This window comes from Microbacterium sp. B24, from assembly GCF_000333415.1.
Taxonomy (GTDB): domain Bacteria; phylum Actinomycetota; class Actinomycetes; order Actinomycetales; family Microbacteriaceae; genus Microbacterium.
Window position 1 is genome coordinate 1 of the sequence record NZ_BADB01000326.1, and the last position, 7,482, is coordinate 7,482.

General features: G+C 71.1%; 7 protein-coding genes and 2 pseudogenes. 2 read left to right on the forward strand and 7 right to left on the reverse strand.

The features are described 5' to 3' along the window. From I5I_RS08425 to I5I_RS08435, 3 genes and pseudogenes are all read right to left on the reverse strand, one after another. Positions 1-396, reverse strand: a pseudogene (locus I5I_RS08425) (5-(carboxyamino)imidazole ribonucleotide synthase); the annotation flags it as partial. A 97-nt stretch (positions 397-493) separates the two neighbouring features. Continuing rightward, positions 494-1,072, reverse strand: a complete 579-nt coding sequence (locus I5I_RS08430; RefSeq protein ID WP_036318347.1) for a PH domain-containing protein — start codon at positions 1,070-1,072, stop codon at positions 494-496. A 91-nt stretch (positions 1,073-1,163) separates the two neighbouring features. Next, on the reverse strand, positions 1,164-1,943 hold the full coding sequence (locus I5I_RS08435) for a biotin--[acetyl-CoA-carboxylase] ligase (protein ID WP_036318348.1): 780 nt from the start codon (positions 1,941-1,943) through the stop codon (positions 1,164-1,166). 152 nt (positions 1,944-2,095) lie between these two features. Here I5I_RS08435 and I5I_RS08440 point away from each other — a divergent pair, with 152 nt between their 5' ends. Next, complete coding sequence (locus tag I5I_RS08440) at positions 2,096-3,697, forward strand: acyl-CoA carboxylase subunit beta (protein ID WP_036318349.1); 1,602 nt, start codon at positions 2,096-2,098, stop codon at positions 3,695-3,697. Positions 3,698-3,708: 11 nt separating this feature from the next. Continuing rightward, complete coding sequence (locus tag I5I_RS08445) at positions 3,709-3,948, forward strand: acyl-CoA carboxylase subunit epsilon (protein WP_036318355.1); 240 nt, start codon at positions 3,709-3,711, stop codon at positions 3,946-3,948. Positions 3,949-4,247: 299 nt separating this feature from the next. Here the strand turns inward: I5I_RS08445 and I5I_RS08450 are convergent, their stop codons facing one another. The 4 genes and pseudogenes from I5I_RS08450 to I5I_RS08465 all read right to left on the reverse strand — a co-directional run. Continuing rightward, positions 4,248-5,285: a hypothetical protein gene (locus I5I_RS08450; RefSeq protein ID WP_036318350.1), complete on the reverse strand. Its 1,038-nt coding sequence runs from the start codon at positions 5,283-5,285 to the stop codon at positions 4,248-4,250. Continuing rightward, positions 5,282-6,520, reverse strand: a complete 1,239-nt coding sequence (locus tag I5I_RS08455) for a sensor histidine kinase (RefSeq protein WP_036318351.1) — start codon at positions 6,518-6,520, stop codon at positions 5,282-5,284. The genes I5I_RS08450 and I5I_RS08455 overlap by 4 nt, the downstream gene beginning before the upstream one ends. Continuing rightward, positions 6,510-7,178, reverse strand: coding sequence for a response regulator transcription factor (locus I5I_RS08460; RefSeq protein WP_036318352.1), 669 nt, complete (start codon positions 7,176-7,178; stop codon positions 6,510-6,512). Before I5I_RS08460 ends, I5I_RS08455 begins: the two co-directional genes overlap by 11 nt. Before the next feature lie 70 nt (positions 7,179-7,248). Further along, positions 7,249-7,482, reverse strand: a pseudogene (locus I5I_RS08465) (class I SAM-dependent RNA methyltransferase); the annotation flags it as partial.

Consider the following 7,482-nt stretch of genomic DNA (forward strand, 5'->3'; position numbering starts at 1 on the left):
ATTCGAGCTCGGTCCCGGGGATCCTCTAGAGTCCGTGACGGCCGCCCATTCCGGCTGCGGCATGCCGAGCTCGGCCAGGCGCGCTCGCATCGCGAGCTTGTCCTGGGCGAACTGGAGCGCGTCGGGACCGGGGTGCACGCGGATGCCGTCGGCCACCAGCGCCCGCAGCACGTCCTGCGGGACGTGTTCGTGGTCGAAGGTGACGACGTCGACGTCGCGAGCGAATGCGCGGACGGTGTCGAGGTCGCGGTAGTCGCCGACGGCGGTCGCCGCGAGCGCGGCGGACATCCCCTCTTCTTCGGCGAGCACGCGCACGCGGACGCCGAGCTCCACCGCCGGAGCGATCATCATCCGGGCGAGCTGCCCGCCGCCCACGATGCCGAGGGTGAGTGCCATGGTGCTCCTTTTCGTCGCATCCATCTTCTCAGTTCGCGGGGTACGCGCACCGCGGCGTGCGCCCAGCGTCGATCTCGCCCGGCCGTCAGGATCGCGATCAGCGCGGCAGCGGCGGCGGATCGCCGATGAGCGGGGCGGTGGCACCGTCCCAGTGCCCGTCGCGATGCGCGAGGATCTGGCTGACTTCCACCTGGTCGGACAGGGCCTCGTGCAGCAGGCGCGCCGCGGGGATGTTGACCATACGCAGCGGCTCATCGACACCGTTCGACAGCACGAGCGTGCCGGCGCCCCACAGCCGCTGCAGCGGACCGCGACGCTCCTCGATGGTGTACCCGCGGGCGTGCAGCACTTCCCGGCGTCGACGGCCGAAGACGCCCGACTGCTCGACGACGCGGCGCGTCGTCACGGTGTAGGTGTGCGTCCACCATCGGACGTAGGGAATCACGACCAGCAGCGCGACGACGAGGCCTGCGGCGGCCCACAGCATCCAGTCCTGCAGTGGCTCCGGCAGATTTCCCGTGAAGTAGCCCGCAGCCCCGGCCACGGCGATCAGCACCAGCGCCGACCAGAACAGACCCCGCGCGTGCGCCCGCACGCGCGCGACGCGGCGTTCCGGCGCCGGCGCACCCGGCGCCGGCGCAGCGGGACGCCCGGGGTAGGCGGTGGGCGAGGTCACGAGATCATTGTGCCCGGTGGCCGGGCGAAACCGCGCATGACCGGGCCGTCGTCACACGATCACACCGTCGGGCGGCACCCGGGCCCGGCGCTCAGCGTACGTGCACGACGTCACCCGCGCCGACGATGCGCTCGGCACCGTCGACGGTGGCGACCACCAGCCGGCCATCGGGATCCAGGCGGAGCGCGCGTCCCACGAGCGCCGTTCCCTCCGGCACGGTCACACTCACCTGAGTCCCGATCGTCGCACACCGCTCGGCGACCGTCGGCGCGACGGCGTCGCCTCCGCCGACCGCCAATTCCGCGATCAGGTCCCGCAGGCCGCTGACGTAGTCGGCGAGCAGACGGTCTTCGTCGACGTCGACACCCGAGACCGCGAAAGAGGTCGCCGTCGGCACGGGCAGGTCCGCCTCCGTCATCGCCGTGTTCACCCCGGCGCCGAGAACGACGGTATGCGGATCGGCGGGCAGGACCTCGGCGAGGATGCCGCAGATCTTGCGACCATCGACGAGCACGTCGTTCGGCCACTTCAGCGCGACGGTGCGCCCGGGCAGCTGCGCGGCGACCGCGCCGACCATCGCCGCTCCGGCGACGAGGGGAATCCAGCCCCGATCGTGCACGGCGACCGCGCCGACGCGCAGCACCACCGAGATCGCGACCGCAGAGCCCGGAGGTGTGACCCAGGTGCGGTCGAGGCGTCCACGTCCGGCGCGCTGATCACGCGTCACGAGCAGGGACAGATGCGGGTGGGCGTCGGGGTCGCCCTCGACGTCACGGAGGAGTTTCGCATTCGTCGAGTCGACGCTCTCGATGACGTGCACCCGCGGCGAGACCGCGGCGGTCAGGGGATAGCCCTCGGTGGGAATCGACATAGCGCCACCCTACGCGCGGCGAGCGCACCGCTGCGGTGCGCGACGGCGCGGCATCCCACAACCGAATCCCCGTCTCGTTGTGAGCGTCCCCCAACAGAGTCGTGGACCCGGTCGCTAGGGTGGGAGGCGTGCCTCAGCAGTCAGAGCCTTCCGTGCAGCCAGTGACGTCCGCGCAGCCCGACCTGTCCACCACCGCCGGCAAGATCGCCGATCTGCGTGCCCGCTATCAGGAGGCGGTCCTCGACGCGGAGGTGCGCGCCCAGGAGAAGCAGCACGCGAAGGGCAAGATGACCGCCCGCGAGCGCATCGAGCTGCTCGTGGACCCCGGCACCTTCGTGGAGTTCGACGAATACGTGCGTCACCGCACGACCGCCTTCGGAATGGACCGGTCGCGTCCGTACGGCGACTCGGTCGTGACGGGCGTGGGGACCATCCACGGCCGCACGATCGCCGTCTACGCGCAGGACTTCACCACCTTCGGCGGATCGCTGGGCGAGGTCGCAGGCGACAAGATCATCAAGATCATGGAGTACGCCCTGCGCGGCGGCATGCCGATCATCGGCATCCTCGACTCCGGTGGCGCCCGCATCCAGGAGGGCGTGGTCGCTCTCGGCAAGTACGGCGAGATCTTCCGCCTCAACACCGCCGCCTCTGGTGTGATCCCGCAGATCTCGATCATCATGGGGCCCGCCGCCGGCGGCGCCGTGTACTCCCCCGCCCTCACCGACTTCGTGGTCATGGTCGACAAGACCAGTCAGATGTTCGTCACCGGTCCCGACGTCATCAAGACGGTCACCGGCGAGGACGTCGGCATGGAGGAGCTCGGCGGCGCGTACACCCACAACACGCGCTCCGGAGTCGCGCACTACCTCGCCGAGGACGAGGACGACGCGATCGACTACGTCCGCTCGATGGTGGGCTTCCTGCCCGACAACAACATGGCGGAGATCCCGGTCTACGAGAACGGTTTCGAGTGGGAGACCACCGACGCCGACCGCACCCTCAACGCGGTCGTCCCCGACTCCCCCAACCAGCCGTACGACATCCACCAGGTGATCTCGCACATCGTCGACGGCGGCGACTTCCTCGAGGTGCAGCCGCTGTTCGCGCCGAACATCGTCATCGGCCTCGGCCGCGTCGAGGGCCGCACGGTCGGCATCATCGCGAACCAGCCGTCGCAGATGGCCGGCACCCTCAACATCGAAGCCGGCGAGAAGGCCAGTCGCTTCGTGCGCTTCTGCGACGCGTTCTCCATCCCTATCCTGACCCTCGTCGACGTGCCCGGCTACCTTCCCGGCACCGACCAGGAGTGGACCGGCGTGATCCGCCGCGGTGCGAAGCTGCTGTACGCCTACGCCGAGGCGACCGTGCCGTTGGTCACCGTGATCCTGCGCAAGGCGTACGGCGGCGCCTACATCGTCATGGGCTCCAAGCAGCTGGGCGCCGACGTCAACCTCGCCTGGCCGACGGCGGAGATCGCCGTGATGGGCGGACAGGGTGCCGTCAACATCCTCTACCGCGGCGAGATCCGCAAGGCGGAGGAAGCCGGCGAAGACGTGGCCGCCGTTCGTCAGCGCCTCGCGAACGAGTACACCTACAACGTCGCGTCGCCCTTCCTGGCAGCCGAGCGCGGCGAGTTGGACGGGATCATCGAGCCCGCGCAGACCCGCGTGGCCGTCGCGAAGGCGCTGCGGTCGCTGCGCGGGAAGCGGGCCAGCCTGCCCCCGAAGAAGCACGGTAACATCCCGCTATGAGCACGCCCGCGATGCCCGCGTCGGACGCGGATATGGCCGGTGCGGATGCCGTGCACATCGACATCCGTCGCGGAAACCCCACCGCGGAGGAGCTCGCCGCCGTGATCGCCGTGGTGACCGAGGCCTACGAGCGCGAGGCTGCGGACGCCGTCGTCGAGGATGCGCCGTTGCGGTCGGCCTGGGAGGTCTCGGCGCGCGGCCTGCGTGCGCCCCTGCGGCGCGACGTCGCCTGGGGACGGTTCGCGGGCTGAACCCGCCTCCGATCGCTTGTCCCCCAAAATACCTACAGACACAGCTTTCTCCACCGGGAAGAATCGATATCGCTGGAACGCTTCTGCGTTCGGTCGGCCCGCTTCATGAGCGGAACGACCCTTCGCGAGTCGGTTTTCGGGTAACCACTCGCATGGCGAGGGGCGGGCGGCTTCGCCGCCCCTCGCCTCCTCTTCCTCGCGTTCTCTTCGTCACGTCCTCGTGGCGTTCTGCGCTCGCGGCGTCGCCGGAACCACCGGCCGGGTGCATGCAGGGCCGCGTTCAGGGCCTCGTTCAGGACTCAGGGCCGCCGGGGAATCTCGCTCCACAGGTCGACCTCGTCTTCGCCGTCATCCGCGGCCGAGCGGCCGACGACCGTGACGGCCACGTCCTCGTGGGTCGCGGCACGCACGTAGACACGGTCGGAGTCGGCCTCGGCCAGCACCGCCGCCAAACGCGATCGCACCGCCGCTCGCTCCGCCGGCGACAGGCCGTCGAGGCCTCCTTCGTCCAGCACCGACACCGTCGTCCCCCGTTCCCGCGCCGCTGCGAGCGCCGCTCGCACCTCCGCGTCGAGCAGGGCAGAGCCGCGCAGCTCGTCGCGCAACGCTTCTTCGGCGATGCGTGCCGCGCGACGTTCGTCCTCGCTCAGACGCCCCGCCGCCTCGATCGTGCGCGTGAGCACCGGCCCGGCCAGCGCGAGGGCACGCTGCACCTGCGTGCGACGTTCGCGCCGCATTCCCTCTTGAGTCGCGAGCCATTCCGAGGCCGCCCGCTGCAGAGCGGTGAGCTCCGCGGTATCGCGGGCAGCGCGATCGACGAGCCACGTCAGCAGCTGCGCGACCCCCACCCACAGCACCGCGCCGACCACGCCGAGCGCCAGGGCTGCGGCCGGACCGATCCAGAACGCCGCTTCGGCCGCGAGGACGACAACCCCGCTCCAGGCGATCCACGGGCGGCGGCGCACCATCACGATCGTCAGGAGCGCACCGACCGCACCCAGGCTCCAGGTCCCGACATCCGCGCCACGCGCGTCGGGCTGGACGGCGAGCCACGTCGCGTTGGGCACCAGCACCGCGGCGGCGAGCGCGAGCACCGCAGCCCAGGCTGGCAGGACCGAGCTGCGCCCGAGGTCGCCGGTGATGGGATCGCGCCGCGTGGGCAGAGCACCCGAATTCCAGAACACGCAGATCCACGTCGTCGCCAGATACAGCGCCACCGCGCACACCAGAACGAGCGGCATCTGCGGCGCGACCGTCCAGACGAGACCGCCGATCGCGAGATACGTCGTGAAGGCGATCGCCAACGCCGACAGGGTGGCGTGCACACGGAAGTTCATCGCGAGAACTCCCAGTCCAGGACGACGTGAGTCCCGTCCGCCGCCGTGCGCACGCGCGCGCGGCCGCCGACGGCCGCCATGCGCGCCACGATGGAACCACGAATTCCCAGGCGATCATCGGGGATGCTCGCCGGATCGAAGCCGGGACCGCGATCGGTCACCTGCACGCGCAGGCGCTGCCCGTCGGCTCGCAGAGCCACGCGCAGGCCTTCTCCGTGCGCATGGACGATGGCGTTGGAGACGGCCTGCGTGGCGGCCAGCACGACGGCGCGCGCGACGCGCCCGGGAACGAGCGGAGCGGCCGCGGCGATGTCGGCGGCGACGGGCACGTCCGCATCGAGATCGGCCACCACCCGGCGAAGGGCGGCCGCAATCGCCGCCACGGCGACCGGCTCGTCGGGCCCCTCGCCCGCGTCCTGGTCGGTGTTGGCCAACCGCGTCAAGGCCTCTCTCGCCATCGCTGCCGCCAGCGCCTCCTCCCGCGGGGTGTGCGCCCGCTCGGCCGCGATCAGCGCCGCCAGCACGCTGTCGTGCATGAGCGCGGCGACGGCGACCCGCTCGGTCTCGGCGGCATTGTGGGCGGCGGCGACGGCGTAGGAGGCGACGGCCTCGCTGCGCGCCTGATCGATGCCGACCGCCACACCCCGCAGCAGACGCCCCAGGGTGATCACCACCGCCGCGAGGATCGCGGCGAACACCGCATCGCGCACGACATCGACGACGTCCGCGGGGGCGCCACCGAGTTGGGTCAGCCGGGCGATCGCGTACAGGATCGGGATGACCGCCGCCCACGCGATCTGCAGGGGAAGTCCGAAGGCCAGCACGGCCGCAGAGGTGCCCACGTTCAGCAGGTACCAGATCCAGGGGGCGCCGTCCGCGGCATCCGCGCGCGCGTGGGTGACGAGCGGCCAGCACAGCAGGACGATCGGGAAGACGACGGCGAAGATTCCTGCCGCGGTGCGAACACCGACCCCGGCGACGGATGCCGCGACCATCATCGCGAGCGGGATGAAGACGGCCAGCAGAAGCGGCAGATGCGTCGGCGGCGCCTCCTGGCGCGAGCCCAGCGCGTTGAGGAAGGCCTGCGTGCCCAGCACCGCGCACCCCAGGGCGACGACCGTGCGGATGATCCGCTCGACCCGCGCCTGCGTGAACCGCTCCGCACCCGCGGCGATGTCGCCCAGGGGACGGCGAACCGCCGGGTCGACGGCGATCGGCAGGGGCTCAGTCGTCACCGCGGGTCGCTCCGGCGTGGCCGGGCATGAGACCGTCCTCCATCGCACGGCGGAGCAGATCGACCTTCGTGGGGGCGGGACGACCGACCTCGACGTACTTCGTGCGCACGCGCGTGATGTTCTCCTTCGCCGTGGAATAGGCGATGCCGAGCCGGTCGGCGACCGCCTTCAACGGCAGGCCGGCGGCATACAGTCGCAGCACGTCGCGCTCGCGGTTGGACAGCTGTGCATCGGCGAAAGCGCGGTCGCCGTCGACGGCACTGGCCCATTCGACGTTGTCCAGGGCTTCACCGCGCGCCACCGTGCGGATGGCGGCGATGACGTCGTCGATGCGCGAGGCCTTGCTGATCACACCGGCCGCTCCGGCCGCCAGAGCCTCGCGGACGGCGGCGGGGCGATCGGCGACACTGTGGATGAGCACCGGCGAGCCGTCGGCGACGATGCTGCTGACGTTCTCGGTGACCGTGGTGCCGTCGCCGAGCGTGAGGTCGAGCACCACGATGTCGACCGGCGCCGCCCCCGACCGCTGACGCCACTCGAGGTAGGCGCGCACGCTGCTGCCCGAGAAGACGACCTCCTTGGTCACGGCTCGCGCGCACGCCGCCTCGAGCCCGAGGCGCACGGACTCGTGGTCATCGATGAGGGCGACGCGGGTCATGACGTCAGCCTAACGACGACGCGAGAACGCCCACATCCGACGAAGGAGTGAGGTTCGTGCGCTTGCCGCGTCACGGCTCGCGCTGCAGCAGCGCCACGGCTTCCACGTGATGGGAGTGCGGGAAGAGGTCGAACGCTTCGATGCGGCGAACGCCATAGCCGCGCTCACGGAACGCGCCGATGTCTCGAGCGAGGGCCACCGGATCGCACGCCACATAGACGACGGATGCCGGGGCGAGCGCCGCAACCGCGTCGACGACCTCACGCCCCTGCCCCGCCCGCGGCGGATCGAGCAGAGTGACCCC

Coding starts and splice junctions, on each gene's coding strand:
- I5I_RS08445 (WP_036318355.1), top strand. CDS start 3,709: ATGCCCGCGTCGGACGCGGATATGGCCGGTGCGGATGCCGTGCACATC.
- I5I_RS08450 (WP_036318350.1), bottom strand. CDS start 5,285: ATGAACTTCCGTGTGCACGCCACCCTGTCGGCGTTGGCGATCGCCTTC.
- I5I_RS08460 (WP_036318352.1), bottom strand. CDS start 7,178: ATGACCCGCGTCGCCCTCATCGATGACCACGAGTCCGTGCGCCTCGGG.
- I5I_RS08435 (WP_036318348.1), bottom strand. CDS start 1,943: ATGTCGATTCCCACCGAGGGCTATCCCCTGACCGCCGCGGTCTCGCCG.